We start from the raw sequence: 25,812 nt of genomic DNA on the forward strand, positions 1-25,812 counted from the left end.
AGCAAAATTCCTTTGCTCTGTAATCCAATTGAAAGTAAATAACGCAAAAATTATTTGCTCCATAAGACAGGAAAGCCTTACAATAAAAAAAGACAATACAAGGGAGCTGCAAACAATATGAAGAATGAACAGCACCATTTAACAGAAATCATCCTTGAGCAGATCCTTGAACATGTGGATGCCGGAATCCATGCCATTGACCATGAAGGCAGGACCATCATCTATAACCGCAAGATGGCTGAAATAGAAGGAATGGATCCGGAATCAGTGATTGGACGAAGCCTTCTTGAGGTGTTCCCCTTCAGCCGCCGGGAAGACAGCACACTTTTGCTGGCGCTGCAGAACGGGAAAGGGACACAGCCCGCCAAACAGACTTATTTTAACAGCAAAGGAAAAGAGATAACCGCCATTAATCATGCCATTCCCATCCTGGCAGCCGGCAAGTCATTAGGAGCCATCGAAATCGCAAAGGATGTCAGCCGGATCGAGAGGCTTGTAAAAGAAAACCTATCCAGGAAAAATAGTGACCGCTATACATTTGAAAGCATCATAGGAAGCAGCAAAGCAATCCTTGAAGTCGTGGAAGCGGCAAAAAGGGCGGTCAGGACCACCTCTCCTATCCTGATTGCCGGAGAGACAGGAACAGGGAAGGAATTATTCGCCCAGAGTATACACAGCGGAAGTCTCCGCTCACCAGGTCCGTTTGTTGCCCAAAACTGCGCAGCCCTCCCGGAAAATCTGGTTGAAAGCATCCTTTTTGGCACAAAAAAAGGCGCCTTCACAGGGGCGGTGGATCGTCCGGGACTTTTTGAACAGGCAGAAGGAGGGACATTGCTTCTGGATGAAATCAATTCGATGCCCGCTCCCCTGCAGGCAAAGCTTCTGCGCGTACTGCAGGAGAAAAAAGTCAGAAGGATCGGGGACACGAAAGATCGGGAGATAGATGTAAGGGTTGTGGCCGCCATTAATGAAGACCCTGTCGATGCCATTGCAGAAGGGCGCCTCCGGAAGGATTTGTATTACAGGCTCAGCGCAGTCTCCCTCTTTATCCCCCCGCTTAGGGAGCGGAAAGAGGATATTCTGCTGCTTTCCTCCTTTTTCATCCAGAAATATAACGACTGGTTCGGCATGGAAGTCCCTGGGCTGGATGAAGAGACAGAAGAGCAGTTTCTCCGGTACGATTGGCCGGGTAATATCCGCGAGCTTGAGCATGTGATTGAAGGGGCCATGAACATGGCTGAGGATGATGCCAGGATAACATCGGAAATCCTGCCCCATCATTTCAGGCAAAAAGCCGAGACCTCTCATTCTTCCCCAGGAAGAAACTTGGGAGAACCGGCCGGGCCGCAGCCCAGTCTATCTGACTATGTGGCTTCTGCGGAAAAAGCTTATATAAACAAGGTGTGGCGCGAACAGGACGGCAATATCACCAGGACCGCAAAAATTCTTGGCATGAGCAGGCAGAACCTGCAATACCGGATTAAAAAACACGGCCTAGTCCATCCCGGAAATCATGCTTGATTATACGAGAGAAGGCCGGGCATAAATGCCCGGCCTTCTCTCGTATAACAGATTAGCGCTGTGACTGGTCAATCCACTCTTGAAGCTTATCCTTGAGCGTGTTGAAACCCTGGGAAGAATCAGAATCATTGTACTGAATCGCTGCAGCCTGGCGTGGTTTGCGAGGCTTTCTTGCTTTTGCATCAGCAGCTTCAGCTGGTGCTTCTTCAGTTGCACGGATAGATAAACCGATCTTTCCTGCAGCTTCATCCACTGAAAGAACCTTTACGTTTACTTCATCTCCAACCTTCAGGTGCTCGTTAACATCCTTTACATACCCGTGAGTAATTTCAGAAATGTGAACCAAACCTTGTGTATTTTCATCAAGAGCAACGAATGCGCCGTAAGGCTGGATTCCAGTAACCTTTCCTGTTAATACGCTGCCCACTTCGATTTTCTCTGACATATGAACACTCCTAATACCTATTTATTTTCGTCGATTATACGCAATTAAAAATTATATCATACATCATCCTTTTTATCAAAGCAATCCTTTTGGAGAAAATGACCATTGCATATGCCATCGGGTACTGGCACTTCAGGAGTTATCAGAAGTCTGGCTTAAGAGCACTCAATTACGGTTGCTCTCTCTTGAGTGCCGCATCTCCTTTTCTTAAAGCTGTTATTAATAACATTTATCGACCTGTAACAAAAAATACAAGGATCTCAAATTTCATCTATCTGATTCCGCAGTAAAATAAGTGTGTAAGATCATTCTGTGAAAGGGTGGGTACAAATGTCCGCAATCGGTCTTGCTATTAAGCAGAATAGAGAAAGGTTGAATCTGACTCAGCAGGAATTGGCTGTAAAGCTTAGAATAGGCACAAGCACTATCGAAAAATACGAAAACGGCTGCCAGCAGCCTGACACCCAGACCATCTTAAAAATCTCAACGATCCTGGACGTGCCGGCATCCGAGCTGTTGGAGCATGGTTTCACAGCTTGCCAGACAGGACTGGATCCTGAACTGGAGCAGCTCCTTTTAGAAACAGGCATACACGATGCAAAAATGATTTTAAAAAATGCGAAGAAAATGGGAAAAGAAAATTTTTTGAGGATGATGGATGCGATCCAGGCAGCGAGATAAACTTAATTGAGATCTTAATTAAAATATTTTCTGAGTTTCTATGTATACAAAAGGGGGAATCCGGAAAAGCTTAAAACATAAGCTTTCTAGTATTCCCCCCCTTTTTGAAGTGGATATCCTGATGGGTATCCCTTTTTTTATTTTCTGTTTTCAAGGAATCGGCCGATTCTTTTTACGGCTTCCTGCAGCTGTTCCATGGATGATGCATAAGAACAGCGGATATGCCCTTCCCCGCTCTCCCCAAAGACATTCCCTGGAACGACGGCTACCTTTTCCTCCAGCAGAAGCTGTTCCGCAAACTGCTCAGAAGTTAATCCTGTTCCTTCAATGGAAGGAAAGGCATAGAAAGCACCGCCGGGAATATGGCACGGCAGCCCGACATCCTCGAGGGACTGAACAAAATAATTGCGGCGGCGCCGGTAGCTTTTTTGCATGCTTTCCACATCGCCCCTGCCTGTCCTCAGCGCTTCCAGAGCGGCAAACTGCGCCATGGTCGGAGCACACATCATACTGTACTGGTGAATTTTCAGCATAGCCTGGGATATCTCCTTCGGCGCACAAATAAACCCAAGCCTCCAGCCCGTCATGGCAAAGCCTTTCGAAAATCCTGAAATCAATAAAGTCCTTTCCTTCATCCCGCTGATGCTGGCAAAGCTTGTATATTCCTCATCATAGACGAGCTCTGCATAGATTTCATCTGACAGGACGAGCAGATCATGCTTTTCAGCAACAGCCGCTATGGCCTCCAGTTCTTTGCCCGACAGCATCGTTCCGGTAGGATTATTGGGAGAGCATAGAAGAATCGCTTTTGTCCGCTGCGTTATCGCCTGTTCCAGCTGGGAAGGGAGGATTTTGAAATCGTCCTCCTTTCTTGTCTGGACAGAAACAGGAGTCCCGCCCGCCAGGCTTACAAGCGGAGCATAAGATACGAAGCAAGGCTCGATCACAATTACTTCGTCCCCTTGATCCAAGATGGCTCTTAAAGCGATATCGATTGCCTGGCTTGCCCCTACTGTGACGATGATTTCAGATTCTGGTTCATATTGGACGCCGAAGCTTTTCCCCATGTAAGAGGCAATTTCCTGCCTTAGTTCAAGCAGGCCGGCATTCGCAGTGTAGGAGGTATACCCCTGCTCCAGCGACAGGATCGCTGCCTCCCTGACTGACCAGGGGGTCACGAAATCCGGCTCGCCTACACCAAGGGAAATGACGCCTTCCATACCTGCCGCCAGATCGAAGAAACGCCTGATGCCTGAAGGCTTAAGCTGATCGACCTTAGCGGATATATAAGTTTTCGTTTTCATCACGGCGATACCACAATTCTTTTATCTTCGTCTGCCTGGTCAAAAATTGTTCCATCATGCTTATACTTTTTCAGAATAAAATGAGTGGTGGTTGACAGCACTGAATCCAGGGTCGAAAGCTTCTCTGATACAAACCGGGCAACCTCATTCATGGAACGCCCTTCCACAATGACAGACAGGTCGTAGGCCCCGGACATCAGGTAAACTGAGCTTACCTCCTTATACCGGTATATCCGCTGTGCGACCTCGTTAAAGCCGACTCCCCTTTTGGGGGTCACCTTTACATCAATCATAGCGGTTACGCCCTCATGGCCGTCAATCCTGGCCCAGTCCACTGCAGAGGTATATCGGACAATTACCCGGGACTGCTCCAGTTTTTCCAGCAGCGCTGCCGCCTCATCAACAGAGATCGCGGCCATTTTCGCCACATCCTCAAGCGGGGTGCGTGCGTCTTTTTCCAGTATTTCAACAATTTCAAGCTCTTTCTCACTCAGTCTCATGGACCTTCCTCCCATTCCCGTTTAAAATATTTACATTATAGCAAAATCAGCGGAATAATAAATCTCACTTTTCTATTATTTTTCTAAAATAATTTTTCCAGTGATGTGTGAAGGGCAATGAAAGGGGAATGATATAACAGAAAAGCGCGAGCGCCTTGCTTCAAAAGGAACGCAGACTATGAACGCCCTGTCCTGTGCCAGCGTCTGCATGACCAGCTTCTTCTGGCCTCGAGGGTGCAGATGGAGCAGCTGGACAGATGAAGCTGAAAATATATTTACTTTCTTATCTTTGAATAAAGCCTTCCAGGCAATACCATCTTTCATAGGAGTGAGGGTAATATGCAAGCCTTTAAGACAGATGAAATTGAAGTGAACGGGAATACAATTTATTATGAACAATACGGACAGGCCCCCTCAAAGGAGACCATCGTCCTCCTGCACGGCTTTCTTTCCTCCTCCTTCAGCTTCAGGAGGCTGATTCCTTTTCTGCAGGAAGATTTTCATGTAATCTCCATTGATCTGCCCCCGTTCGGAAAAAGCGGAAAATCGGATCAGTATAATTATTCCTACAAAAATACCGCCCAGACAGTCATGCAATTTCTTGAAAAGCTGGGTCTCGGACAAGTCACAATTGCAGGCCATTCAATGGGAGGGCAGATATCGCTCAATGTGGCCCGCCAATATCCCGATCTCATAAAAAAAGCCATCCTTCTCTGCAGCTCAAGCTATTTGCCTAAATCAAAGATGCCGCTGATCCTGTCGAGCTACCTCCCCTACTTCCATTTGTATGTAAAGCTGTATCTGCAGCGCTCTGGCGTGCGCCAGAATTTAAGGCAGGTTGTCCATGACCATAGCATGATCACTGATGAAATGATGTACGGCTATTTGGCTCCTTTTATGGAGGATGATATCTTCAAGGCTTTGACCCGGATGATCAGGCACAGAGAAGGCGACTTGGATCAAAAGGCATTGAAAGAGATCGACACTCCCTGCCTCCTTATATGGGGCGAGCATGACAGGGTTGTTCCGCTCACCATCGGAAAAAGGCTGGACAGCGACCTGCCAAACTCAAGGCTCATCGTCCTCAAAGACACCGGCCATCTTGTACCGGAAGAACGGCCGGAAGAAGTATACAGCCATATGAAGGCATTTATTTGCGCCAAATCATAATAAAGCCTTTGTCACCTTTAAGGAACCCAGGCCAATGAACGCCACGTGTTGTGGCAGCGTCTGCATGACCAGCTTCCCCTGGGCTTCAAGACAAACCTTCCGTAAACGTGTTCTTTGCCTTGTTTGGCTTGTGACCTTGTGGGGCAAGTCACAGCTGCTGGACAGTAATCGGAGTAAAAATACACCCTTTTATAATTAGATTAAAAGATATATAAAACAGGAAGTCTTATCCATACTGTAGTGACCAGCAAGCCTTAAAATAAGCGGAGATTCTCCGGTTAAGCTGTTGAATATGGCAGGAGTAAGGATAAATAAGCGGAAATTTTCCGCTTAAGCAGAGCGAAGTTGCCCATTTTTCTGTTTTTTGAGTTGATAGCCGGAATTTCTCCGTCTATTTGAGCTGTTTTTAGCGTTTTTTCGAAAATAGGGGGAATTTCTCCGCTTATTTTTCATCCTGCCATTCATTCAGGTCCGGGAAGGTCCGCTCAATTTTAACAGAGCCATAAAAACAGGCCGGACACCCTTGAGGTGCCGGCCATTCTTCAACTTATATGGTTTATATAGTGCAGCTCCCGCTGTTTTTAATAACAAGGAGTGTTTCAGCCATCTTTTTGCACTGCTCCAAAGGGATGATGCTTTCGAAGGAAAATTCGTATATGCCCTGGATATTACGTGCGAGTTTATCGGGGCTGTCCAAATCATGGACGGCGTGGATTGCGTCTGCTATCTCAGTATCATAATTCCCTTCTCCGCAGCGGAAAGGATCCCATTGATCCAGAGCCTGGTACATCATCATGTGCATAACCTGGACTTCCATTTAAAACCACCTTTTTGATTTAATTTTGCCTGACCATATCTTATCATAAGAGTATCAGGACAGAGAACTGCAATCCAGGAGGTTATCATGAGAAAATATGACTTTCATAAAGCAATCAACAGATATGAAACAGCTTCTGTGAAGTGGGAGCTGACTAAAGATGTATTTGGTTCTTCGGATGTGCTTCCTATGTGGGTGGCAGATATGGACTTCGAACCTCCTGAAGAAGTACAGAATGCAATAAGCAAACGGGCCAGCCACGAGGTCTTCGGCTACACATTTGTCCCCCCTTCTGCATCTGAAGCCGTCCAGCAGTGGCAGAAGAGTCAATCCGGCTGGGAAATAGGCAGGTCATGGGTGTTATACAGCCCAGGAGTGGTCCCATCCATCAGCATTGCCATCCAGGCAGTCACAAGTCCGGGAGATAAAATCATGCTCCAGTCTCCTGTTTACACGCCTTTCTTTGAGATGATTGAAAAAAACGGGCGCATGGTCGTCAACTCTCCGCTTGAACTAGTGGAACAGCGCTATGAAATCGACTTCCAACGATTCGAGGAAGAGCTGAAAAAGGGCATTAAGCTTTTCTTGCTCTGCAATCCCCATAACCCCGGCGGCCGGGTTTGGACAAAAGATGAGCTATTGAAAATCGGGGAATTATGCGCAAAATACGGGTGCCTGATTCTCTCAGATGAAATCCATTCAGATCTGGTGTTTTCGCCGCACATTCATATTCCGATTGCATCTCTTTCAACAGAATTCCGGGATATTTCCATTACATGCATTGCACCGAGCAAGACTTTCAATATTGCCGGGCTGCAATCGTCAGCCGTCATCATACCCAATGAGCAGCTTCGCGAGAAATTCAAGGCTGTCCAGGCACAGCAGGGCTTTTTCACTTTGAACATTTTTGGCATCACCGCCCTGGAGGCTGCTTATCGGCATGGACGTGACTGGCTGGATCAGCTCTTATCATATCTGCAGGAAAATTACGAAATCGCCCGGAGCTTCATAGAAAGGGAGCTTCCTTCAGTCAAGGTTATGGATCTTGAAGCGACATACCTGATGTGGCTTGACTGCCGGAATCTCTCACTGCCGGATAAAGAGCTTAATGCCCTTCTCATTGAAAAAGGCAGGATTGCGCTTGAGCCTGGCACGAAATACGGACCAGGCGGCGAAGGATTTGTCCGGATGAATATTGCCTGCCCGCGTGAAACTCTCGAGGAAGGACTGAAGCGGCTGAAACTAGCTTTTTCCTGATTTAAATTAAATGGCACAAAAAAGAACAGCTCAGGTCAGCTGTTCTTTTTTTGCAGGCTATCCTGCTTCATGATTTGATTTTCCAGCTCTTTAGCCTTTTTTTCCTCGCGCTTTGAAGCCCTGATGATCAGGCGCATGGCGATGATGGCTCCAATCAGGAATATTGTAAACGTTATGGATGCCGGAATATACTCCGATTTATCTTCCGGGAAATATAGGAACAAAGACAAAATATAAGCCTGGATCATTGTTTTCTTCCTTTCTGCCAAAAGCAGTGGTCAGCCTTATTATATCAGCTGGGCCTGTCCTGTCCAAGCGGCTACTTAATGACCTTTATCTCCTTGATTTTTATGTCATCAACCGGCCTGTCAGATTCATCTGTTTCGGCAGCTGCAATTTCATCGACGATTTCCATTCCCTCGATCACCTGGCCAAAGACAGTGTGGCGGGAATCCAGCCAAGGGGTCCCTCCCTTATCGTAAGCTGCAACGATTTCTTCTGGATATCCTGCTTTTTCCATCTGTTCCTTCATGCCCGCTTCTGATGTACTCTTTTGGACGATGAAAAATTGGCTGCCGTTCGTGTTTGCGCCGCTGTTCGCCATGGACAAAGCACCGCGGAGGTTATACAGCTTATCTGAGAACTCATCCTCAAACGGCTGCCCGTAGATGCTTTCTCCGCCCATGCCTGTCCCGTCCGGATCTCCTCCCTGGATCATAAAGTCATTGATGACCCTGTGGAAGATAAGTCCGTCATAATAGCCCTCTTCACTATGGGTGATGAAATTCTCTACAGCCTTTGGAGCATGATCAGGGAAAAGCTTGATCTTTATAGTCCCCATTGATGTCTCCATTTCCACGAGGCGTTCATTTTCCCCAACTTCCGCTGTAAGCTGCGGATAGCCTCCCTCAGCACTCTTCTCCTCTGCGGCCTGTTCAGTCTGTTCACCTTGGGTTCCTTCTGATGCCCCTCCACCTTCCTTGCCGGCACCGCTGTTTTGATCAGTGCTTGTTCCGCACGCTGCCAAAAGCATCATCACTGCTGCAAGGAAAAGGTATATGAAATTCTTTTTCATGATTCAGTCCTCCTCTATTATTGCTGATAGGCATGGGGCCCCCGCTTTTCCTCTGTCCATCTGCAGGAGCTGGCCCCTTCCGCTTTTCTTATAGATTACTGGATTTCCTCTTGCTTTGCACTTTGTTTTTCAAAAAAATTCGGGCATAATGGGAACAAAAGCTATAAAGGAGGGGACAGCTTTGAGTGAATTCCAGGTGGGAGCTCAGGTGACGGCTATATATAAAACAGGGAAATATATTGGGGAAATTACGGATATACGGCCTCAGCATTATCTTGTCAGGGTGCTTGCTGTCGAAAAGCATCCGATGCAGGGGGACCTTCATAATCCTAAGCAGACAGATGTCATGATGTTTCATGAGCGGAGGGCGCTTGCATACAGAGAGCAGACAAATGTTCCGAAGCAGATGGTCAGGACATATGAAGGAATCATCCCGGACTATGAAGCTTCTCTTAAGCTTGCATTGGATAAAATGAAAAGCGGGCTCTTAGAGGAAGATTCTGATTGGGCGAAGCTCTCCCTCGAGAATGCGGAGCGGCTGGAAGCCGATTATTTCAAATAAAATCAGCAAAAGCCAAATCCAACTGCGGGTTTGGCTTTTATGCAAAGCGGTTTAAAAGCTTGGAAAGGTCAATCCTGTCACCAATGGTCGTGGGCTCGTGGTTTTGGAGATATTTTTTATCTTTTTCTACAAGCTGATAGATTTTATAGGTTGTCAGGGCATCATCCAGTGCCCGGTGGTGCCTGCCTGTTCCTTCCTTTCCATATTCCTTCACCGCTTTCCATAGGCCGGTTTGGTTTTGATCGCCAAAAAAACGTTTATACTCCATCGACAAATCAACTTCCTTCCCCTTAAACGGAAAAGCGGTCCCGGCCTGGCTGCAGTTCTGGCGGAGCACCTTCATATCCATATTGCCCCAGGTTACAATTTCATCAGCATTATTTCCGCCCATCTGCTCAAGTCTGCAGATCAGGTCCGCAAATGAAATCCCCTTATCCACCTGCTCCTGGCTGATATGTAAAAAAGACTTGCATCTTTCAGACAGTTCCGTAAAATGGATGGGAGCCACAAAAGAGGAGAACTGCTCCAGTATTGCCCCATTTAGTACAGAAACGGCGCCTGCCTCGATGATCTCCGGAGAAAATCCTTTGAACTTTTCGTTTCTTTCTGGCATGGTGAATTCAAAATCAATAAATAAGCAGTGATTGCCGTCTTTCATCACCATCCCTCCTCCCTGATTTATATTACATCATTTACCATTTATTATATCATTAAAGAAAAGTATTTTAACTATTCCGCAAATAACTTTCTTGCTTTTATATTTTATCATTCTCACAAAAAAATGAATGATGCCGATAATACCTATATCACCATTTATGAAACTGGCATGAATAGCATATCTTACATAAGAAACGGAGAAGCCGGCATGAAAACACTGACGGGATATCTGACAATCGCCTTCATCCTGCCTTTCTTTGTGCTGTCTGTGTATAAAGCGGCCGATGAGGCCAGCCGCCTGGAAAGCCTTCCCCGCTTTTTGGACAGCAGGATTGAAGTGACTAATGCAGCATCATTTCCACAGACCAGCCTGATGACTGATCAGGATGGCCGTGTGATTTCTGAAATCTTTACTCCCTATAACCGCATTCCGCTTGCTGCTGAAGATATTCCCGAATTTTTGAAGAAGCTGATGATTGCTTCGGAAGATGAGCGGTTTTATGAGCATAAAGGATTCGATCTGGCTGCGATTGGCAGAGCCTTGGCTGCAAATGCAGATAACGGCACAATTGAGGAAGGCGGGAGCACGATTACACAGCAGCTGGCCAGGAACCTGTACCTGACCCATGAGCAGACATATAACCGCAAGCTGACAGAGCTGCTGTATGCCTACCAAATGGAGAGGACGTATTCCAAAGAAGAAATATTATCCTATTATTTAAACAGCATCTATTTCCAAAATGGGGCATACGGAATCGAGGCAGCTTCACAGGTTTATTTTCAAACGTCCGCCGTGAATCTTACCAATGCCCAGATGGCTTTTTTGGCTGCCATCCCGAACAATCCTGCCTTGTATAACCCGTCCAAACACTTTGACAGGACGAAGAAAAGGCAGGAGTTGCTGATTGATGTTCTTGCTGAGAAAGAAGAGATATCCCCCGAAGAGGCAAAGGCTCTTAAAGGCGAAATGATTGCCTTCACACTTTCAGACCGGGTCGATCTTTTTCCGGATTACACAACCTATGCCGAGGCTGAACTGAAAGAATTGATCAGGATCAGTGAAGGCATCCCCTCTGATTCAGAGGAAGAGCTGGATAGCAAAGTGGAGCAGGTCCTCCAATCCGGAGTGATCATTCACACTTCACTGGATCCTTCCCTGCAGCAAAAAGCTGTGGATGCAGCTGCTGCCCATCTGCCTGATCAGGAGGCAGAAGCAGCTGCCGCAGTCGTTAAAAGCAGCACCCGAGGGCTGGCTGCCCTTACAGGCGGGCGGGATTACAGGAAATATGACTTCAACAGAGGGTACCAGGCCTTCAGGCAGCCAGGCTCTGCCATCAAGCCTCTGCTTGTGTATGCCCCTTATCTGGAAAGGACACACACAGCAGTAAATTCCAAGGTGGATGCCGGCCCACTCTGCATCAGCGGCTATTGCCCCCATAATTACAGCGGTAAAAATTATGGAAAGGTGAGCCTGGAACAAGCCTTTATCCACTCCTATAATACTCCTGCGGTCAGGCTGCTGAGCATGATAGGAATAGATGAAGGCTTCAAGGATCTGGATCAATTCGGATTCAGTGAAGTAGGGGAAGCAGACCAGTCCCTTGCTGCTGCAATCGGCGGATTCAGCAGGGGGGTGTCCCCCCTTGAACTCGCAGGGGCGTATACCGTTTTTGCCAATGAGGGCTTTTATCAGCCGCCAAGAGCCATCCAAAAGATCACAGATAAAAACGGCAAACTGCTGTATGCATGGGAAGAGCAGCCAGTGAGAATCTGGAGCAAAGAAACTATAGATAAGATGAGACTGCTGCTGCAGGAAACAATCTCATCTGGAACCGGCAGGAAAGCCTATTTTCCAGGAGGTTATACAGGAGGCAAGACAGGAACCACCAATGATTATAAAGATTATTGGTTTGCGGGGCTCACTGATGAATATACGGCAGCAGTTTGGGTAGGCAAAGATCAGCCGGAAAGCATGGAATCATACGAAAAGCTCGCTCCGCACTTATTAATCTGGAAGGCTATCTTAAAATAAAGCAGCAGAGATGCATTAAGCACTCTGCTGCTTTTGCTGTGTACTCTATACAGGAAGGCTAGCCATCACGCTGTTATATAGCTTCAATGTTATAAACAAAAGGATGGAAAGCAGAGAAGCCCAGGATATGACCTGGAAGAAGATGATCCCGATCAGTCCAGCCAGAGAGATGGAACTGCCTGAGATATAGACAAAGTAAATGAAATAAATGACAGTCGCTGCAAGAAAAATTCCCGCCATAGTGTAAAAGCTGAAAAAGCTAAAAAGCGACAGCGCACCGCCGGCCAGATATATAACTGATCCGCTCCGGCTTTTCGCGATTGCTTCTCCGCTTTCATCTTTCGAAAAGAAAAGCAGGGAAAGGCCGTTGATGGTGTCTGCAATCAGCTTCAAGGCAGCAAAAATCATAAAGCAGCAGGCCATACAGATGATGAGCAATGCAAGCTTTATGCCAGCCTCCGGGAAGAACTCTTTCATGCCTTCATATACACCAATTCCCGAAAGCCAGCCCAGCAGTTCCTTCTCCGCTATGGCCGAAAAAGACAAACTGAATAACAAAATCGCCATTAAAGGGAAATAGCTGGTCAAATACTTATTTTTCATATGAAGCCCCCTTAGTCACAGATTCCCTAATAACATTATCGGCTGGTCTGGCCGGATGTACAGGCCGCACAAAAGGAACCGGCAAAAAAGCTGCTCTAAAAGCTGCAGTCATTTAATAAGATAATAAAAAATGAAAGCGCTAACATTAAGGGGGATTTAAAATGAAAAGAATGAGAATCTGCCTGCCCGCGTCTTTGCTGACAGCCTGCCTCCTGTTTGCCTGGAATTGGCCGGCAGCGTCCACACCAAAAGAGATGCAGGAATTCAAAGGGGCATTGGAAGATCACATGCAAAGTACAGTCCACTATTATCATGAAGATTCAGCAGAAATCAAGGACTTTATCACAATGAATGGAGACGTGGTAAAGATCATCCAGACAGATGACACTGCCACACCGGAAAATGAGGAAAAGATTGAGGAATATTCCACAAAGATCGCTGTCGCTTTTACTGAATTCGAATTAAAGCGCGATTCCATTTTCTTTTTTAAGAAAAGAGAAATGTATTATTATGATCTTGAAAAGAAGGAATTCCTGTCTTCTGTACATGTGATGGGGAATTCCGGGGTGGAACAGTTTTTCAAAGAATATATGCATGATTTCACGAAAGTGCTGACACCTGCCTCGCTTGCACTGCTTCTGCTGCTGCTATCCGCCATTATCATAGTACCGGTCCTGATCATGATTTTTCATAATAAAAGCAGGTCAGTCTCCGGGACAGCCGGCCAGGCTTAAGAGAGGATGAACTATTCATCCTCTCTTTATTTATGGGGCAGAACATCCACTCCTGCTTCCACCCTTACATATTCCCTTGATTCAAATGCTTTTATCTTTCTCTTATCAGGGCCCTGGCCAGACTCAGCCGGCATAACCTCTACCATTTCTTCTTCTGTATCAGAGTAAAAAAATTCTCTTTTATCCTTTGCTTCCAGCACCCATGCACCGGCAAACAAAAACCCAAAGAGGATTATGGATGCGAGTATTTTTTTATGCATCATAACCACCACCTATCCGTAGTTTGCATGCATTTTATTAAGTTTATACAGATTTTTTTCGAAATTTTTTCCGGTTTCAAACCTGTTTCTACCTATTTAATAAAGTTGGGAGAATCCTTGCGGCATAAGGTTTCCTCAAATGCACGACCGTGCCATTTAGGTTATAATTTGTTCAGAGGCAGTCTCCGGGAGGAATTTTTTTCCCCTGGCATAACTTAGAGCAGATAAAGTGCGGAGCATCTTATAACAAAGATTGGAGATAATTGTATACATACGCGTCTCTGCTTACAGCTTTTCTTCACAAGCCTGGAATACTTTCAGCCGCAAATGGGAAAAGGCCTTTGATATGTATCAATTTCTTCCTGACAAGGACTCACATGCACCAATTCTGTGCGCTTACAATTAAAAAGGAGGTCATATTGTTGTCTTTGCTGCATTTGGCGATTGTGTCGCCATTATTGTTTGCCATATTTATACCATTCTTCTATAAATATTTCAGGCAAATACATACCGGGTGGTTCCTATTGCCCCTGCCCATCCTGCTTTTCAGCTATTTCATCAGCTATCTGCCGGAAACAAAAGCGAATGGGGCAGTAAGCAGGACCCTGTCCTGGATTCCATCCTTCGGAATCGATTTTACAGCCAGGGTCGATGGCCTCGGGCTGCTTTTCGCCCTTTTAATCACAGGCATCGGAGCATTAGTGGTGCTGTATTCCATTTATTATCTTTCTAAGGAAAAAGAAAAGCTCAACACCTTTTATGTTTATCTGCTCCTGTTCATGGGGGCTATGCTGGGAGTTGTCCTATCCGATAACCTGATAGTCATGTATGCTTTCTGGGAGCTGACCAGCTTTTCTTCTTTCCTGCTGATCGGCTATTGGTACCACAGGGAAAAGTCCCGCTACGGCGCCCAGAAATCGATGATGATCACGGTACTTGGCGGACTGGCTATGCTGGGCGGGATCATCCTGCTTTATCTGATGACAGGAACTTTTTCTATTTCCGAAATCGTCCCGATGGCCTCTGAAATCATGGAGAAGCCGTACTTTGTCCCTGCTCTGCTTTGTTTCCTGCTGGGCGCTTTTACAAAATCGGCACAATTCCCGTTTCATATCTGGCTTCCTGACGCAATGGAGGCGCCGACGCCTGTCAGTGCATACCTCCATTCTGCGACAATGGTAAAAGCAGGCATCTATTTAGTAGCCAGGATGAGCCCGGTCTTTGCAGAGTCCGGCATCTGGCTGTGGCTTGTGGCATCCTTCGGGATCGTTACGCTGTTCTGGGGTTCCTTTTCTGCCGTCAAGCAGACAGACCTCAAAGGGATCCTTGCTTTTTCAACCATCAGCCAGCTCGGACTGATCATGTCCCTCCTCGGAGTTGGTGCAGCTGCCCTGCATTACGATACCGTGGAAGACAGCCTATATACGATAGCTACAACTGCGGCAGTGTTTCATTTGATCAACCATGCCACCTTTAAAGGAAGCCTCTTTATGGTGGTCGGCATCGTTGACCATGAAACCGGGACCAGGGATATCCGCAAGCTCGGCGGACTAATGAGCTTTATGCCGATTACCTTTACCCTTGCAATGATTGGAGCCTTTTCAATGGCCGGCCTGCCTCCATTTAATGGGTTCCTCAGCAAGGAAATGTTCTTTACCGGAATGGTCAACATTCTTGAAGTGGATATCTTCAATCTGGATACATGGGGTATTTTATTCCCAGTGCTTGCCTGGATTGCAAGCGTGTTTACGTTCATTTACAGCATGGTGCTTGTATTTAAGACATTCACAGGAAAGTTCCAGCCTGAAAAGCTCGATAAAAAACCGCATGAAGCTCCTTTCGGCATGCTTATTTCGCCGATCATCCTGGCTTCACTGGTCGTTATCATCGGATTCTTCCCGAATATCCTGTCAAGCACCATTATCGCTCCAGCCCTTGGAGTGATCATGCCTGGCCTTGTGTTTGACGTGCATATTTCATTCTGGCACGGCTTCACTCCAGAGCTTTTCATGACGCTTGGGGTCATTGCTTTCGGAGTACTGCTTTATACTACACTGGACAAATGGCGCCAGATTTATGATCTGTTCCCGGAGAAGCTTGCACTCAACCGCTTTTATGATGGCGGAATAGAAGGCATGCAGACCTTCTCATCAAACCTGACAAGAACCTATATGAACGGGTTTATCCGGACATATCTTGTGTACATCTTTACATTCTTTATTCTGCTGCTTGGCACGACGCTTGTCTGGAAGAATGCCTTTAAGCTGAGCACAAATGATCTGTCTTCAATCGGCTTCTATGAAGTGCTGCTGGCGCTGATCATTGCCGCTGCATCCATATCTATCCTGTTTGCCAAGTCAAGGCTGACATCGATTATCCTGCTCGGTGCAGTCGGATATACAGTAGCTCTGTTCTTTGTGTTATTCAGGGCGCCAGACCTTGCTTTGACGCAGCTTGTCATTGAAACTGTGTCTGTCTCGCTATTCCTGCTTTGCTTCTATCACCTGCCGAAGCTGAAGCGGAATGAAGAGAGAATCCGCTTTAAAGCAGTCAATCTTGCAGTATCGATCGGGGTTGGCGCCATCGTCACGCTGATCGCCCTTTCTGCACACAGCAATAAGCTTGTTGACTCTATTGCAGGCTATTATGTTGAAAATACTTATAAAGAAGCAGCAGGAAAAAATATGGTCAACGTGATACTGGTTGACTTCAGGGGCTTTGATACCATGTTTGAAATATGCGTTCTCGGGATTGCCGCCCTCGGCATCTTCGCGATGATCAAGCTCCGCCTGGCAAGGAGGAATGAAGGGTGAAAACGAACGATATCATACTGCAGACAGTGACGAAGGTCGCCCTGTTCATCATCATCCTGTTTTCAATCCATCTGTTCTTTGCCGGCCACTATTATCCGGGCGGCGGGTTTGTCGGCGGGTTGATGACATCCGGTGCCATCGTGCTGCTCCTGCTCGCTTTTGATATGAAGACAGTCGCAAATATTCTGCCGATCGACTATAAATATATGATTGCTACGGGGCTTTTGTTTGCTGTCGGAACAGGGGCAGGCGCTCTGCTGTTCAATGTCCCTTTTCTGACACACGCCTTTAATGATGTCTATCTGCCGCTGCTCGGGAAAACTTCCCTGCACACAGCAGTACTGTTCGATACCGGTGTATTCCTTGTCGTTGTCGGAGTTACAATGACCATTATTCAAACAATAGGGGAGGATGAATAATGGAGATATTAATGTCCGTTCTCATTGGCATTCTGTTTATGTCTGCCACTTATCTGATGCTTTCAAAAAGCTTGCTCAGAATCATTATTGGAACAGGCCTTTTAAGCCATGGCGCCCATCTTCTATTGATTACCATGGGGGGCTTGAAGAGGGGAAATCCGCCATTATTGGGGGAGCATGCTGAAAAATATGCCGATCCCATTCCTCAGGCCCTGATCCTTACTGCCATCGTTATCAGCTTTGGCGTTACAGCCTTCTTCCTGGTTATGGCCTACCGCGCCTACCAGGAACTTGGCACAGATAATATGGAAAGATTGAGAGGAAAAGAAGGAAATGACTAACTTATTAATGCTTCCCATTCTCATCCCGCTGGCAACAGCGATCCTTTTAATCTTTCTCGCTAAAAATGTCTCTGCACAGCGCTGGGTTTCCGGGATATCTGCCGGGGTTACGGCTGCTGCTGCCTTCGTGCTTGTGCAGAAGGTGCACAATGACGGCATTCAGACAGTCGATCTGGGCAGCTGGGAGGCGCCGTACGGAATCACACTGGTGTCTGATATGGCTTCTGCCCTGCTTGTTTTGACAACAAGCCTGATATCCCTGGCCTGCCTGATTTATTCTTTCAGATCCATTGGCATTGACCGCGAGAAATTTTATTATTACCCTGTATTCCAGTTTCTGATCGTCGGCGTCAACGGGGCATTCACTACAGGGGATATTTTCAATCTGTTTGTTTTCTTCGAAGTGATGCTCATGGCATCATATGTCCTGATCGTTCTCGGCGGGACGAAGATCCAGCTTCGGGAATCCATCAAGTATATTCTGGTGAATGTCATATCATCAGCCTTGTTCGTCATTGCAGTAGGCTATTTATATTCTATTGTAGGATCCCTGAACATGGCCGATATTTCCGTGAAAATTGCAGCGTTCGGGCAGCCTGGCATTTTGACGGTGGTCGCAGTTCTGTTCCTTATCGTGTTCGGACTGAAGGGCGCCATATTCCCGCTTTACTTTTGGCTTCCGGGCTCTTACTATGCACCGCCCATCCCGGTCATGGCCGTCTTCGGCGCCCTGCTGACCAAAGTAGGAGTCTACTCCATCATGCGGACGTATACTCTCTTCTTTTATCATGACCAGGGGTATACTCATGAAATTCTCAGTATACTCGCAGTGCTGACCATCATCCTCGGGGTGATAGGGGCAGTTGCATACTGGGACGTCAAAAGAATCATCATTTACAATATTGTTGTGGCCGTGGGGGTCATCGTATTCGGGATTGCGGCAATGACTCCGGATTCACTGGCCGGGTCGCTCTTTTATATCATTCACGATATGATCATTAAAGCAGCGCTCTTCCTGCTTGTCGGAATCATCATCAGCATTACGGGGACAAGCAACCTCCGCCATATCAGCGGGCTGATCAAAAGGTACCCCGGGCTTGCCTGGACCTATTTCATTGCGGCACTTGCCCTTGCGGGGATTCCTCCGCTCAGCGGCTTCATTGGAAAGCTCCTGATCGTCCAGGGAGGATTTGAAGCCGGCCGCTATTGGGGTACAGGAATCGTCCTTTTATCAAGCCTCCTGGTGCTGTTCTCAGTCATGAAAATCTTCATCAATGGATTCTGGGGAAATCCCCGCTCCTACAAAAATGAAGATAAAGCTCCTGTAAGGACATTGCTCATTGCTCCGGTGATGCTCACTGCCCTGTCTGTATTTATGGGAGTCGGGACAGAAGTGATCTATCCTTATATCTCGCAGGCTGCTGAAACTCTTTCGGACCCAAATATCTATATCAATGCAGTCTTAAAGGAGTAATGATATGGCATTTCAAATTTTATTGAATTTCTTTTTAGCATTTGTATGGATGTTCCTTAAGGTCTCTTATGACCCGGTAACATTCCTTGTCGGCTATTTCTTCGGGCTGCTGATCATCTTTGCATTCAGGCGGTTCTTCGATTCACGCTTTTATCTGCTCCGGGTCGCGGCTGTCCTGAATCTGCTGCTGATCTTTATGAGGGAGCTGATATTATCCAATATCGCCATACTGAAGGTAATCCTGAAGCCAAAGCTTGATATCAGGCCCGGCATCTTTGCTCTTGAAACAGAGCTGACCGAGGACTGGGAAATCACGGTCCTTTCGGGACTGATCACTTTAACGCCGGGAACGCTGGTCATCGATGTTTCCGATGATAATAGAATCCTTTATATCCACGCCATGGATATAGGGGATGTCCATGAATCGGTCAGCAGCATCAAGAATTCTTTTGAAAAAGCAATCATGGAGGTGAGCAAGTGATGCTGGAAGTGATTGTACAAATTTCGCTGCTCTGCATTTCCGTTAGCATGGTCGGCCTTATCTACCGTGTAATCAAGGGGCCAACCATCCCTGACAGAATCGTGGCACTCGATGCCATCGGGATCAATCTCGTAGCTGTCATTGCACTCATTTCCATCTTGCTGAAAACCAATGCTTTCCTGGAGATCATCCTGCTGATCGGTATCCTTGCATTCATCGGCACGGTAGCCTTCTCGAAATATCTGGAAAAGGGGGTTATTATTGAACGTGATCGAAATCATTAGAATCATCATCATAGTCCTGATCCTGATAGGGGCCTTTCTCAGCCTTGTAGCGGCTTTTGGAGTAATCAGGCTGCCTGATGTATACACACGTAACCACGCCGCCTCCAAAGCCGCTACATTGGGTGTCATGTCCGTTCTGCTTGGGACCTTCCTTTATTTTTATGCAGAAGAAGGGCATTTCAACTCAAGGCTTATCCTGGGAATCGTATTTATCTTTATGACATCCCCTGTTGCCGGCCACCTGATCAGCCGTGCAGCATATAACGCAGGTGTCCCATTGGCGGATGTAAGCGTCCAGGATGATTTAAAAACAAAGAAAAATTCACAGGTAAGCGTCAAACAAGAAAAGCCATGAGGGAATCCCTCATGGCTTTTCTTGTTATTCTCATGCCCAGATGCTGCTATTTCCTTTGAATGACCGCCATTGTGCATCTTGAAACACACACAAGCTTCCCTTCTTCATCAGTGATTTTGATATCCCAGACCATTGTTGATTTTCCCTGATGAAGAACAGTGGCAGCTGCAGTGACGACTCCGTCTTTTTTTGCCCTGATATGGTTGGCGTTGATCTCAAGGCCGACCACAGCTTGTTTTTCCTGGTCCACTAATTCAAATGCACCGATGCTGGCCACCGTTTCAGCCAAAGCTACCGAGGCGCCGCCATGCAAAAGCCCGAAAGGCTGCCTGGTCCTCTCATCGACCGGCATGGTCGCTGTCACATGCCCTTTCCCAAGCTCAGTCACTTCTATTCCTAAGGCATGTATCAGCGTATTCTCCAATTTCATCATTCCAGTTCCCCCTCCATGTTTTTAACCATGGTGCATGACTATGTATGTACTTTTACTATAACTTCAATCCTTGTGACAGACAACCTGGCAAAGTATCCTTGCTCTTCATTCCCTGCCCCAAAGGCCGGGAGCAGTGTGTTGCTTCGGAGTCAGTGAACGCCAATCTAATACAAAATAACTGCTTAAATAAAAGGCTGCGTTAGTGTACCTTGTTGATTTTGGGCTGCATTTCAGCACAGCTGAAATGCAGCCCAAAATCAACAATAATGTTTAACAAAGCTAAATAAAAAAAGCCTGCTGCGGCAAACTAAAGATGTCCATCAAGTTCCGCAAAAACATGGACGAAACCATAGACAGGGGTGTTCATTTATGGATCATATCCGTGAAGGTTTAATTCCAGCAGTTCTTGGTACAGCTGTAACAGCAACAGGCTACGCGCTGAAGCAATCCAGAAAAGTAGACAGCACGCTGTCCGACACCATCGTCGGCTTCGGACTTGCCCATATCGTTCTGGGAGCCATTGACCTGGTTGAACACCGCCATCACTATTAGCACACAAAAAGGCAGCTTTTGCACGCTGCCTTTTCTTTTTTTAGCTCCCTCACGCCAGCTCCCTTTGCTTTTCTTTTTTTCTTCTGCTGCGTGTCTTGATCACGAGGATGATAAGCGCAAAGACGGCACCGGCCAAGAGCGCCTCTTTTCCATAAAGGATGATGGCATCTATATGATCGCCGAACAGATATCCTAAAGTGAAAGCAACCGCAAGCCAGAGCAGTGCCCCGCTGAAGGCAAACAATGCGAAGGTTTTGAATGGAAGCCTGCTGAAGCCATAGAGGAATGGGACAAAATTGCGCAGCCCCGGTATGAAATAGCTGAGTGAAAGGGAAAAGGCATGATGCTTATCCATCAGCCTCAAAGAGTCATCAATTATTTTTGCAAACCGTTTTCTTTTATGGAAATATTTGATCAGCGGCCGGCCGATAAACCGGCCAAGTGTATAGCAGGTCGTCAGCGCGGCAGTCATGCCGGCATAGGTCACTAGAAAAGCCCCAAGAGGATGAAGCACACTCATCGAGGAGACCATCCCGACTGTCATGGCAATGACTTCATTTGGGACGGGGATGCCGAAGACGCCGAACCAGAGCCACAGGAATAGGCCGACATAGCCATTTTCTTCAATCAGCAGCAAAATATAATCCAGCTCCATCTTCAGCACCTCCCCCGCTCTCCATCTATTTAAGAATTCTCCATTACCCTTGTTTACCCCTCTTTTATCTTTATGAATCCATACTAATACGCTCATGCTACTTAAATGTATATTCCTTCCTGCAAAGCACATAACCGATTAAGATGGCTGACAGTTTTTTTTTCACTGGCAATCGTAAGAAAGGGGGCCGCCGCATATAGATGGAATGAATGGGTGCACCTGGATTATGTTCCATGAAAGGAGCCAAATAAATGTTTCCGCATTATTATTACGGAAGAAGAAACAGCATCAGCCGCTACCCGCAGCCTGTATGCCATTTTCCTCCGCCTCCCCGCCAGCTCTATTATACAGCCAGCGTGAGGCAGTTTCCTTCTGTCAATCCTGCCACCTTTATGAGCTCGGCCAAGCATATGCAGGATCTAATGAGTGATGCCAGGTCACTGCTTGACAGGATGGCTACTTCCAAGCAGTTTTCCAATGATCTGATGTCAGCTGCCCAGCAATCCCAGACAAAAAAAGCAGAAGAGATGATCAAGGCAACCGGAATTAAGTCGCAGCCCCGTGTCACATATACACCGGACGGGCTCACCCTGGTATTTGAAGCAAAAGATGACCATGCTCAGTGCTGCAGCCTGACCTTAAAGCTCAGATGGATGTAAGTGCAAGTGCAGGCCGCAGCACTGATGCAGGAATTTCAGCACAACAGAAAAAAGCTCTCCTAACCAGAGAGCCTTAAAAGAAAGAGTCTATTGTTAAATGGCACTTCATACCTTCATCAATCAGTAATACGGATATCCTCCGCCGTATGGCGGGCCGTAAAATGGCGGCGGGTAAAAGTATGGCCTTGGCCGCGGAAAAAACAGTGCACTGCCGACAAGCCCTCCAAGCAATCCGCCTACAAACGGCGCCCCAAAGAAAAATCTTGAACCGCCTCCAGCATAATATGGCGCTCTATATGGATGCATAAAAGGTCTACCTCCTTATTTTCTTCCCTACACTACTACATATGCAGGCGAATGCCTTTTGGACTGGGCATTTGTCCGCTTTCCGGGGCATTCACCGCCGGGCTGTTCTTCATCGGCAAAAAAAACACAGGAGAAGCTCCCCTGTGTTTTTCAGCATTATTTTTGTTCCAATATATCTGCCGTTTGTCCGCACGCCTGCAGTGCCTGTTCGACCGCCTGGAGGGATTCCTCGATGCGCTCACGGTTTGAACCCTGTTCTACCGTTGATAATGCCTGCTGCAGGGAATCTTTCGCCTGATTCAGGGATCCATATGAGTCCTGTACATATCCTCTTGCATTTTTCTGCATGATAGCACCTCTTCTTTGCTTCTTATTTTTCACTGCCAATAACCAATGGGAAGGCAATTCCGTTCATCTGCAGAGCTGACCAGCCGGAGCTGGAACAGAAATTGGTCGAAGAGGATCGGCTCACCATCATCGAAAGAGCATGCTTCCAAAAGGAGCTCCAGCGGATTATCTCCTGCCCCGGAATGCTCCATCACGCCTGAAAGCCAAAGCTTGAAGCTCAATGACTGCCCAAGTGCACTATATCCCGCTTCATCGAATATTTCCCTTATCTGCTTTTCATCCATCCGGCCGCCTCCCTGCATACCAGAAATCTTCCATTTTTGATTTTTCCCAAACAGGCTGTTTTTATACTTTCCCCAGGCAAGAAAAGGCGCTGGGAGAACAACCATTTTCTGCACTTTTGCATGATGGCTCGTCTATAATATAGCGAAGCATAAATCGGCAGCCTGCAGGGTATTCCAGAATTCATCATATGTAGCCTTACAGCTGTTCCAATAAGGAGGGATATCATAAATGGATACTAAAGAACTTTTCGATTTGTCCAATAAAACGGCCATCGTCACCGGCGGCGGGCGGGGGCTCGGCGAGCAGATGGCCTATGCACTTGCAGAGGCAGGAGCAAATATAGTCGTCTGTTCCAGGAATCTTGAGGCGTGCCAGACTGTCAGCAAGAAACTGGCATCCATGGGAGCCCAGTCATTGGCATTGGAATGCGACGTGACCAATGAAAACAATATCAGCTTTGTCATCGCGGAAACGATCAGCCATTTCGGCCGGCTTGACATCCTGATCAATAACAGCGGAACTTCCTGGGTCGCTCCGCTCCTGGACTACCCGGAAGACAAATGGGACAAAGTGATGGATGTAAATGTGAAGGGCGCATTCCTGTTTACCCAGGCAGCTGCCAGAGCCATGAAGGATCAGGGCAGCGGAAAAATCATCAATATCGCATCTGTCACAGGATTCAGGGGGGCTCCATCCGGCTTCCTGGATACACCGGCATACAACACCAGTAAAGGGGCGCTGATGGTGCTGACAAAGGATCTGGCTGTGAAGCTCGCCCCTTATAACATCCAGGTCAACAGTATTGCCCCGGGCCTGTTTCCGACAAAAATGACGGCATCCATGGAAAAAACCAATAAAATATTGCTGAAAAAAATACCTGCCGGAAGGTTTGGCAAGAATGAGGATTTAAAGGGAACAGCGTTGTTTCTGGCTTCCAGTGCTTCTGATTATGTGACAGGCCATACGCTTGTAGTAGATGGCGGCTTGACGGCAACCATCTAGAAAAACAGCGGAAAGGAGCAGGCGAAATGTCAAATGAACAAGCGCAGGAATTATTCAGTTCATTAAAAAAAATGGGAATGAAGCTTGAATTTGAACTAAATGAGCTGATAAAAAAGCAGCTGAATAAAGAAGAACTTCTGCTTTCAGCCAGCTCGAATTCAGCTGTAATCGCGAGTATGATCAGCCAATGCAGGAATATGGTTGAGTTGCTTTCCATACCTTTAAACTTCCCTACAAAGAACGATGTTGCCCGGGTGGCAAAACTGGCCATTCAGGTTGAAGAAAAAGTCGATCAGCTTGACGAACAAATGATGGCACTGTCCAGTACACTTGCCGATATAAAAAGTTCGGTCGAAATGCTTGGGGCAGGAGGCTTAACAGAAAAGCCGGACAGCCCGGCTATGGACCTTCCTAAATCCGGTCAGAACCCGCAATTGAAAGCACCTTCCTCCAAACCAGAATCTGTTAATGATTCAGGAACTGCGGCTTCCAGGAAAAAACCAGAAGACAGTCCGGCTGAGAAGAGACGGAAAGCACGGTCCAGGGCACTCAGCATCCTTCTGGATAATATCCAGAAAAATGCTGAAATCCAATCCGGATTGCCTTTGAAAGGATCGAAAAGTAATGGGAGATAATAGCAGCAGCTCCAATGGATTCTGGTCCGAGAAGGAACAGGAGAGATGGAGAGGATTTTTCCGGACTCTCTCGGCAGCACAGCCCGATCAGGGATGCACATACAGAAGGGCAGTCTGGAAAAAGAACAAAGCGGTCTTATGGCATTACCCCCCGGCGGAAAGAAAGTACAGCACTCCCATGTTCCTGATTTATTCACTCATCAACCAGCCTTATATCCTGGACCTTGCACCAAATGAAAGCATGATCGAGGTACTTGTCAATAAAGGCTATGATGTGTACCTTATTGATTTTGGCGCCCCGGGATATGAAGATAAAGACCTGACGATCACCGACTATATCAGGGATTATATTGCGAAAGCCGCCGCAAGAGCGCTCAGGCACTCAGGGGCATCAGAGCTGACAGTTATGGGCTTTTGCCTTGGCGGGACCATTGCAGCCATCTATGCAAGCATCTCAGAGGAGCCAATCAAGAACCTGGTTCTATTTGTTACACCAATTGATTTCAGCATCCTGCCCGCCTATGATGAGTGGATTGAAGCCGTTTCAACAGGCAGGGCTGATTTTGACGCTGTCATTGATGCACTAGGAATCATCCCGGCCCCCTTAATGGAAGCCGGCATGCGGCTGCTTACTTCACCTATCTACTTATCTCACTACCTCTCTCTTTTAAACCGCTCATATGATGAGAAATACACAGAAAAGTGGCTGAGGTTCAACACCTGGACATCAGGCCATATCCCTTTTTCCGGAGCAGCCTTAAAACAGATTTTCCATGAGCTCGGGAGAAGGAACTCCCTGATGGACGGCTCTCTCATCATCGACGGAAGAAAAGCCGACCTGGCTAATATCCAGGCAAACCTGCTTGCTGTAGCAACAGCAGGAGACAGGCTGGTTCCCAGAGAACAGGTTGAGCCTGTGATCGGCCTCGTTTCGAGCAGAGACAGAACTTTTCACTTGCAGCATGGAGGGCACGCCAATCTTGCATCGGGCGGACAGCTTCCTCCCTACCTGACCGATTGGCTCCATGAACACTCAGAGCCTTCCGGCAGTTAAAATCTGGACAATGGAGGGATACGATGTTTTATACCTTGAACTATGAGAAGCTTTTTGGACCAACAGCTCACTGCAGCTATTACGGGTTTGCCTCAATT

At 47.0% G+C, this 25,812-nt stretch carries 33 protein-coding genes; 19 read left to right on the forward strand and 14 right to left on the reverse strand.

The features are described 5' to 3' along the window. Window positions 1–117: 117 nt before the first annotated feature. Window positions 118–1,521, forward strand: a complete 1,404-nt coding sequence (locus ABU165_RS22210; RefSeq protein ID WP_170939581.1) for a sigma-54 interaction domain-containing protein — start codon at window positions 118–120, stop codon at window positions 1,519–1,521. Window positions 1,522–1,573: 52 nt separating this feature from the next. Here ABU165_RS22210 and yugI read toward each other — a convergent pair whose 3' ends face one another. After that, on the reverse strand, window positions 1,574–1,966 hold the full coding sequence (gene yugI, locus ABU165_RS22215; protein WP_009795405.1) for a S1 domain-containing post-transcriptional regulator GSP13: 393 nt from the start codon (window positions 1,964–1,966) through the stop codon (window positions 1,574–1,576). Between the two features lie 330 nt (window positions 1,967–2,296). On the opposite strand from yugI, the gene ABU165_RS22220 reads away from it, so the two are divergent. Then, complete coding sequence (locus ABU165_RS22220) at window positions 2,297–2,647, forward strand: helix-turn-helix domain-containing protein (RefSeq protein ID WP_009795406.1); 351 nt, start codon at window positions 2,297–2,299, stop codon at window positions 2,645–2,647. A gap of 137 nt (window positions 2,648–2,784) precedes the next feature. On the opposite strand, the gene ABU165_RS22225 is transcribed toward ABU165_RS22220, so the two are convergent. Continuing rightward, window positions 2,785–3,954, reverse strand: a complete 1,170-nt coding sequence (locus ABU165_RS22225; RefSeq protein WP_094769478.1) for an aminotransferase — start codon at window positions 3,952–3,954, stop codon at window positions 2,785–2,787. Further along, a complete protein-coding gene (locus ABU165_RS22230; RefSeq protein ID WP_022544325.1) occupies window positions 3,951–4,451 on the reverse strand; it encodes an Lrp/AsnC family transcriptional regulator in 501 nt (166 codons plus the stop codon). Before ABU165_RS22230 ends, ABU165_RS22225 begins: the two co-directional genes overlap by 4 nt. A gap of 339 nt (window positions 4,452–4,790) precedes the next feature. Between ABU165_RS22230 and ABU165_RS22235 the strand changes: the two genes are divergently transcribed. After that, on the forward strand, window positions 4,791–5,621 hold the full coding sequence (locus ABU165_RS22235) for an alpha/beta fold hydrolase (protein ID WP_009795410.1): 831 nt from the start codon (window positions 4,791–4,793) through the stop codon (window positions 5,619–5,621). Window positions 5,622–6,177: 556 nt separating this feature from the next. Here the strand turns inward: ABU165_RS22235 and ABU165_RS22240 are convergent. Then, window positions 6,178–6,438, reverse strand: a complete 261-nt coding sequence (locus tag ABU165_RS22240) for a YugE family protein (protein WP_318061014.1) — start codon at window positions 6,436–6,438, stop codon at window positions 6,178–6,180. Between the two features lie 87 nt (window positions 6,439–6,525). Here ABU165_RS22240 and ABU165_RS22245 point away from each other — a divergent pair, with 87 nt between their 5' ends. Next, window positions 6,526–7,695, forward strand: a complete 1,170-nt coding sequence (locus ABU165_RS22245; protein ID WP_318061013.1) for a MalY/PatB family protein — start codon at window positions 6,526–6,528, stop codon at window positions 7,693–7,695. Between the two features lie 35 nt (window positions 7,696–7,730). Here ABU165_RS22245 and ABU165_RS22250 read toward each other — a convergent pair whose 3' ends face one another. After that, entirely contained in the window at window positions 7,731–7,943 is a 213-nt protein-coding gene (locus ABU165_RS22250) for a hypothetical protein (RefSeq protein WP_009795413.1), read from the reverse strand. Window positions 7,944–8,014: 71 nt separating this feature from the next. Next, a complete protein-coding gene (locus ABU165_RS22255) occupies window positions 8,015–8,770 on the reverse strand; it encodes a peptidylprolyl isomerase (protein WP_009795414.1) in 756 nt (251 codons plus the stop codon). A gap of 181 nt (window positions 8,771–8,951) precedes the next feature. Between ABU165_RS22255 and kapB the strand changes: the two genes are divergently transcribed. Continuing rightward, window positions 8,952–9,332: a kinase-associated lipoprotein KapB gene (kapB, locus tag ABU165_RS22260; RefSeq protein WP_022544326.1), complete on the forward strand. Its 381-nt coding sequence runs from the start codon at window positions 8,952–8,954 to the stop codon at window positions 9,330–9,332. A gap of 37 nt (window positions 9,333–9,369) precedes the next feature. On the opposite strand, the gene kapD is transcribed toward kapB, so the two are convergent. Then, the gene (kapD, locus tag ABU165_RS22265; RefSeq protein WP_318061012.1) at window positions 9,370–9,990 is read right to left on the reverse strand and encodes a 3'-5' exonuclease KapD; all 621 of its coding nucleotides are present in this window, start codon (window positions 9,988–9,990) and stop codon (window positions 9,370–9,372) included. 207 nt (window positions 9,991–10,197) lie between these two features. On the opposite strand from kapD, the gene ABU165_RS22270 reads away from it, so the two are divergent. Then, window positions 10,198–12,021 (forward strand): transglycosylase domain-containing protein, encoded by a 1,824-nt coding sequence (locus tag ABU165_RS22270; RefSeq protein WP_318061011.1) that lies wholly within the window; start codon window positions 10,198–10,200, stop codon window positions 12,019–12,021. A gap of 45 nt (window positions 12,022–12,066) precedes the next feature. Here the strand turns inward: ABU165_RS22270 and ABU165_RS22275 are convergent, their stop codons facing one another. Then, window positions 12,067–12,624, reverse strand: a complete 558-nt coding sequence (locus tag ABU165_RS22275) for a YufK family protein (protein WP_009795418.1) — start codon at window positions 12,622–12,624, stop codon at window positions 12,067–12,069. 161 nt (window positions 12,625–12,785) lie between these two features. Here ABU165_RS22275 and ABU165_RS22280 point away from each other — a divergent pair, with 161 nt between their 5' ends. Continuing rightward, window positions 12,786–13,358: a hypothetical protein gene (locus ABU165_RS22280; protein ID WP_009795420.1), complete on the forward strand. Its 573-nt coding sequence runs from the start codon at window positions 12,786–12,788 to the stop codon at window positions 13,356–13,358. A 26-nt stretch (window positions 13,359–13,384) separates the two neighbouring features. Here the strand turns inward: ABU165_RS22280 and ABU165_RS22285 are convergent, their stop codons facing one another. After that, window positions 13,385–13,621: a hypothetical protein gene (locus tag ABU165_RS22285; RefSeq protein ID WP_009795421.1), complete on the reverse strand. Its 237-nt coding sequence runs from the start codon at window positions 13,619–13,621 to the stop codon at window positions 13,385–13,387. Window positions 13,622–14,040: 419 nt separating this feature from the next. On the opposite strand from ABU165_RS22285, the gene ABU165_RS22290 reads away from it, so the two are divergent. From ABU165_RS22290 to mnhG, 7 genes are read left to right on the forward strand one after another with little or no spacing between them, the layout of a single operon-like run. Then, window positions 14,041–16,431, forward strand: a complete 2,391-nt coding sequence (locus tag ABU165_RS22290; RefSeq protein ID WP_318061010.1) for a Na+/H+ antiporter subunit A — start codon at window positions 14,041–14,043, stop codon at window positions 16,429–16,431. Further along, entirely contained in the window at window positions 16,428–16,850 is a 423-nt protein-coding gene (locus tag ABU165_RS22295; protein ID WP_009795423.1) for a Na(+)/H(+) antiporter subunit B, read from the forward strand. Before ABU165_RS22290 ends, ABU165_RS22295 begins: the two co-directional genes overlap by 4 nt. Next, entirely contained in the window at window positions 16,850–17,191 is a 342-nt protein-coding gene (locus ABU165_RS22300) for a Na(+)/H(+) antiporter subunit C (protein ID WP_009795424.1), read from the forward strand. Before ABU165_RS22295 ends, ABU165_RS22300 begins: the two co-directional genes overlap by 1 nt. Beyond that, a complete protein-coding gene (locus tag ABU165_RS22305; RefSeq protein WP_318061009.1) occupies window positions 17,184–18,665 on the forward strand; it encodes a Na+/H+ antiporter subunit D in 1,482 nt (493 codons plus the stop codon). Before ABU165_RS22300 ends, ABU165_RS22305 begins: the two co-directional genes overlap by 8 nt. A 4-nt stretch (window positions 18,666–18,669) precedes the next feature. Next, the gene (locus ABU165_RS22310) at window positions 18,670–19,146 is read left to right on the forward strand and encodes a Na+/H+ antiporter subunit E (protein ID WP_009795426.1); all 477 of its coding nucleotides are present in this window, start codon (window positions 18,670–18,672) and stop codon (window positions 19,144–19,146) included. After that, window positions 19,146–19,430 (forward strand): Na(+)/H(+) antiporter subunit F1, encoded by a 285-nt coding sequence (locus tag ABU165_RS22315; RefSeq protein WP_009795427.1) that lies wholly within the window; start codon window positions 19,146–19,148, stop codon window positions 19,428–19,430. Before ABU165_RS22310 ends, ABU165_RS22315 begins: the two co-directional genes overlap by 1 nt. Then, window positions 19,414–19,785 carry a monovalent cation/H(+) antiporter subunit G gene (gene mnhG, locus ABU165_RS22320; RefSeq protein WP_094769490.1) on the forward strand — a complete coding sequence of 124 codons (372 nt, stop codon included), beginning with the start codon at window positions 19,414–19,416 and terminating at the stop codon, window positions 19,783–19,785. Before ABU165_RS22315 ends, mnhG begins: the two co-directional genes overlap by 17 nt. A gap of 46 nt (window positions 19,786–19,831) precedes the next feature. On the opposite strand, the gene ABU165_RS22325 is transcribed toward mnhG, so the two are convergent. Continuing rightward, window positions 19,832–20,215 (reverse strand): PaaI family thioesterase, encoded by a 384-nt coding sequence (locus ABU165_RS22325; RefSeq protein WP_035403284.1) that lies wholly within the window; start codon window positions 20,213–20,215, stop codon window positions 19,832–19,834. A 372-nt stretch (window positions 20,216–20,587) separates the two neighbouring features. Between ABU165_RS22325 and ABU165_RS22330 the strand changes: the two genes are divergently transcribed. Further along, window positions 20,588–20,770 carry a hypothetical protein gene (locus ABU165_RS22330; protein WP_009795431.1) on the forward strand — a complete coding sequence of 61 codons (183 nt, stop codon included), beginning with the start codon at window positions 20,588–20,590 and terminating at the stop codon, window positions 20,768–20,770. Between the two features lie 49 nt (window positions 20,771–20,819). On the opposite strand, the gene ABU165_RS22335 is transcribed toward ABU165_RS22330, so the two are convergent. After that, a complete protein-coding gene (locus tag ABU165_RS22335) occupies window positions 20,820–21,425 on the reverse strand; it encodes a DedA family protein (protein WP_009795432.1) in 606 nt (201 codons plus the stop codon). 251 nt (window positions 21,426–21,676) lie between these two features. Here ABU165_RS22335 and ABU165_RS22340 point away from each other — a divergent pair, with 251 nt between their 5' ends. Continuing rightward, window positions 21,677–22,084: a YuzC family spore coat inner layer protein gene (locus ABU165_RS22340; protein ID WP_009795433.1), complete on the forward strand. Its 408-nt coding sequence runs from the start codon at window positions 21,677–21,679 to the stop codon at window positions 22,082–22,084. A gap of 120 nt (window positions 22,085–22,204) precedes the next feature. Here the strand turns inward: ABU165_RS22340 and ABU165_RS22345 are convergent, their stop codons facing one another. The 3 genes from ABU165_RS22345 to ABU165_RS22355 all read right to left on the reverse strand — a co-directional run bounded on the left by ABU165_RS22345 (window position 22,205) and on the right by ABU165_RS22355 (window position 23,022). Further along, a complete protein-coding gene (locus ABU165_RS22345; protein WP_022544332.1) occupies window positions 22,205–22,390 on the reverse strand; it encodes a hypothetical protein in 186 nt (61 codons plus the stop codon). 156 nt (window positions 22,391–22,546) lie between these two features. Then, window positions 22,547–22,738 carry a hypothetical protein gene (locus tag ABU165_RS22350; RefSeq protein ID WP_022544333.1) on the reverse strand — a complete coding sequence of 64 codons (192 nt, stop codon included), beginning with the start codon at window positions 22,736–22,738 and terminating at the stop codon, window positions 22,547–22,549. 29 nt (window positions 22,739–22,767) lie between these two features. Continuing rightward, complete coding sequence (locus tag ABU165_RS22355; protein WP_142385249.1) at window positions 22,768–23,022, reverse strand: hypothetical protein; 255 nt, start codon at window positions 23,020–23,022, stop codon at window positions 22,768–22,770. A gap of 229 nt (window positions 23,023–23,251) precedes the next feature. Here ABU165_RS22355 and ABU165_RS22360 point away from each other — a divergent pair, with 229 nt between their 5' ends. Genes ABU165_RS22360 through ABU165_RS22370 form a run of 3 tightly spaced genes read left to right on the forward strand, consistent with a single transcriptional unit; the run spans window position 23,252 to window position 25,714 of the window. Next, on the forward strand, window positions 23,252–24,025 hold the full coding sequence (locus ABU165_RS22360; RefSeq protein ID WP_009795438.1) for an SDR family oxidoreductase: 774 nt from the start codon (window positions 23,252–23,254) through the stop codon (window positions 24,023–24,025). A gap of 26 nt (window positions 24,026–24,051) precedes the next feature. Then, a complete protein-coding gene (locus ABU165_RS22365; RefSeq protein ID WP_009795439.1) occupies window positions 24,052–24,660 on the forward strand; it encodes a hypothetical protein in 609 nt (202 codons plus the stop codon). Continuing rightward, window positions 24,650–25,714: an alpha/beta fold hydrolase gene (locus ABU165_RS22370; protein ID WP_009795440.1), complete on the forward strand. Its 1,065-nt coding sequence runs from the start codon at window positions 24,650–24,652 to the stop codon at window positions 25,712–25,714. The genes ABU165_RS22365 and ABU165_RS22370 overlap by 11 nt, the downstream gene beginning before the upstream one ends. The last annotated feature ends 98 nt before the right edge of the window (window positions 25,715–25,812 follow it).

Origin of the sequence: Cytobacillus sp. T106 (genome assembly GCF_040492155.1) — a bacterium.
GTDB classification, from domain to species: Bacteria; Bacillota; Bacilli; order Bacillales; family Cytobacillaceae; genus Bacillus_AB; species Bacillus_AB infantis.

What these genes read in the sequence shown, in the direction of transcription:
- ABU165_RS22210 (WP_170939581.1), top strand. Translation starts at nt 118, where the DNA reads ATGAAGAATGAACAGCACCATTTAACAGAAATCATCCTTGAGCAGATC.
- yugI (WP_009795405.1), bottom strand. Translation starts at nt 1,966, where the DNA reads ATGTCAGAGAAAATCGAAGTGGGCAGCGTATTAACAGGAAAGGTTACT.
- ABU165_RS22220 (WP_009795406.1), top strand. Translation starts at nt 2,297, where the DNA reads ATGTCCGCAATCGGTCTTGCTATTAAGCAGAATAGAGAAAGGTTGAAT.
- ABU165_RS22230 (WP_022544325.1), bottom strand. Translation starts at nt 4,451, where the DNA reads ATGAGACTGAGTGAGAAAGAGCTTGAAATTGTTGAAATACTGGAAAAA.
- ABU165_RS22235 (WP_009795410.1), top strand. Translation starts at nt 4,791, where the DNA reads ATGCAAGCCTTTAAGACAGATGAAATTGAAGTGAACGGGAATACAATT.
- ABU165_RS22240 (WP_318061014.1), bottom strand. Translation starts at nt 6,438, where the DNA reads ATGGAAGTCCAGGTTATGCACATGATGATGTACCAGGCTCTGGATCAA.
- ABU165_RS22245 (WP_318061013.1), top strand. Translation starts at nt 6,526, where the DNA reads ATGAGAAAATATGACTTTCATAAAGCAATCAACAGATATGAAACAGCT.
- ABU165_RS22250 (WP_009795413.1), bottom strand. Translation starts at nt 7,943, where the DNA reads ATGATCCAGGCTTATATTTTGTCTTTGTTCCTATATTTCCCGGAAGAT.
- ABU165_RS22255 (WP_009795414.1), bottom strand. Translation starts at nt 8,770, where the DNA reads ATGAAAAAGAATTTCATATACCTTTTCCTTGCAGCAGTGATGATGCTT.
- kapD (WP_318061012.1), bottom strand. Translation starts at nt 9,990, where the DNA reads ATGAAAGACGGCAATCACTGCTTATTTATTGATTTTGAATTCACCATG.
- ABU165_RS22270 (WP_318061011.1), top strand. Translation starts at nt 10,198, where the DNA reads ATGAAAACACTGACGGGATATCTGACAATCGCCTTCATCCTGCCTTTC.
- ABU165_RS22275 (WP_009795418.1), bottom strand. Translation starts at nt 12,624, where the DNA reads ATGAAAAATAAGTATTTGACCAGCTATTTCCCTTTAATGGCGATTTTG.
- ABU165_RS22280 (WP_009795420.1), top strand. Translation starts at nt 12,786, where the DNA reads ATGAAAAGAATGAGAATCTGCCTGCCCGCGTCTTTGCTGACAGCCTGC.
- ABU165_RS22285 (WP_009795421.1), bottom strand. Translation starts at nt 13,621, where the DNA reads ATGATGCATAAAAAAATACTCGCATCCATAATCCTCTTTGGGTTTTTG.
- ABU165_RS22300 (WP_009795424.1), top strand. Translation starts at nt 16,850, where the DNA reads ATGGAGATATTAATGTCCGTTCTCATTGGCATTCTGTTTATGTCTGCC.
- ABU165_RS22305 (WP_318061009.1), top strand. Translation starts at nt 17,184, where the DNA reads ATGACTAACTTATTAATGCTTCCCATTCTCATCCCGCTGGCAACAGCG.
- ABU165_RS22310 (WP_009795426.1), top strand. Translation starts at nt 18,670, where the DNA reads ATGGCATTTCAAATTTTATTGAATTTCTTTTTAGCATTTGTATGGATG.
- ABU165_RS22315 (WP_009795427.1), top strand. Translation starts at nt 19,146, where the DNA reads ATGCTGGAAGTGATTGTACAAATTTCGCTGCTCTGCATTTCCGTTAGC.
- ABU165_RS22325 (WP_035403284.1), bottom strand. Translation starts at nt 20,215, where the DNA reads ATGAAATTGGAGAATACGCTGATACATGCCTTAGGAATAGAAGTGACT.
- ABU165_RS22330 (WP_009795431.1), top strand. Translation starts at nt 20,588, where the DNA reads ATGGATCATATCCGTGAAGGTTTAATTCCAGCAGTTCTTGGTACAGCT.
- ABU165_RS22335 (WP_009795432.1), bottom strand. Translation starts at nt 21,425, where the DNA reads ATGGAGCTGGATTATATTTTGCTGCTGATTGAAGAAAATGGCTATGTC.
- ABU165_RS22340 (WP_009795433.1), top strand. Translation starts at nt 21,677, where the DNA reads ATGTTTCCGCATTATTATTACGGAAGAAGAAACAGCATCAGCCGCTAC.
- ABU165_RS22345 (WP_022544332.1), bottom strand. Translation starts at nt 22,390, where the DNA reads ATGCATCCATATAGAGCGCCATATTATGCTGGAGGCGGTTCAAGATTT.
- ABU165_RS22350 (WP_022544333.1), bottom strand. Translation starts at nt 22,738, where the DNA reads ATGCAGAAAAATGCAAGAGGATATGTACAGGACTCATATGGATCCCTG.
- ABU165_RS22355 (WP_142385249.1), bottom strand. Translation starts at nt 23,022, where the DNA reads ATGGATGAAAAGCAGATAAGGGAAATATTCGATGAAGCGGGATATAGT.
- ABU165_RS22360 (WP_009795438.1), top strand. Translation starts at nt 23,252, where the DNA reads ATGGATACTAAAGAACTTTTCGATTTGTCCAATAAAACGGCCATCGTC.
- ABU165_RS22365 (WP_009795439.1), top strand. Translation starts at nt 24,052, where the DNA reads ATGTCAAATGAACAAGCGCAGGAATTATTCAGTTCATTAAAAAAAATG.
- ABU165_RS22370 (WP_009795440.1), top strand. Translation starts at nt 24,650, where the DNA reads ATGGGAGATAATAGCAGCAGCTCCAATGGATTCTGGTCCGAGAAGGAA.